Source organism: Lentilactobacillus kisonensis DSM 19906 = JCM 15041, assembly GCF_001434135.1.
GTDB lineage: Bacteria > Bacillota > Bacilli > Lactobacillales > Lactobacillaceae > Lentilactobacillus > Lentilactobacillus kisonensis.
Map to the genome: position 1 here is coordinate 1 of NZ_AZEB01000082.1, position 1,093 is coordinate 1,093.

Annotated in this window: 1 pseudogene; it reads left to right on the forward strand. The window is 59.8% G+C overall.

What is annotated here, in order from left to right:
• Positions 1–1,093: pseudogene (locus FC98_RS14940) on the forward strand (hypothetical protein); the annotation flags it as partial.

A 1,093-nucleotide genomic window follows, 5' to 3' on the forward strand; every position in this document is an offset into this window, starting at 1 on the left:
CCAGTGCTGCGAGTGCGGCCAGCGATGCGGCTGTGAAGAACCCGGCAGCGCAAAGTGACGCGAATAAAGCCGCTAGTGCGGCGAGTGATGCCAAGAAGGCAGCAGAATCAGCTGTCTCGGATGCCAATCAAGCAACGAGTGCCGCTAATTCCGCGGCTAGTGCGGCCAGTGATGCCCAAAGCGCTGCGGATCCAACCAGTGATGCGGCCGCGGCTAGTGATGGCAACCAAGTTGCCAGTGATGCCGCCAATGATGCGAAGACTAATGCAAATACAGCAACGACAGGTGCTAACGATGCTAATGATGCGGCTAACGATGCGGCGGCCAAGAACGCGGCTTCGGATGCCGCAGTTAAGCGCGAGCAAGCTAACTCGGACGCTTCAGCAGCGGCTGACCGGGCCACTTCAGCGGCGAGTGATGCCAAGATTGCTAGTGACGCCGCCGATAAAGCGGCCAGTGCTGCGAGTGCGGCCAGCGATGCGGCCGTGAAGAACCCGGCAGTGCAAAGTGACGCGAATAAAGCCGCCAGTGCGGCGAGTGATGCCAAGAAGGCCGCCGCTTCGGCTGTCTCGGATGCGAATCAAGCCACGAGTGCCGCTAATTCTGCAGCCAGTGCGGCCAGTGATGCCCAAAGTGCTGCGGATCCAACCAGTGATGCGGCCGCGGCTAGTGATGGCAACCAAGTTGCCAGTGATGCCGCGGATGATGCGAAGACTAATGCGAATATAGCAACGACAGGTGCTAAAGACGCTAACGATGCGGCCAATGATGCGGCGGCTAAGAACGCAGCTTCGGATGCCGCGGTTAAGCGCGAGCAAGCCAATGCGGACGCTTCAGCAGCGGCTGACCGGGCCACCTCTGCGGCGAGTGATGCCAAGATTGCCAGTGACGCGGCGGATAAAGCGGCCAGTGATGCGAGTGCAGCCAGCGATGCGGCTGTGAAGAATCCAGCAGCACAAAGTGACGCGAATAAAGCTGCCAGTGCGGCGAGTGATGCCAAGAAGGCAGCAGAATCAGCTGTGTCGGATGCCGATCAAGCAACGAGTGCCGCTAATTCTGCAGCCAGTGCGGCCAGTGATGCGCAAAGTGCTGC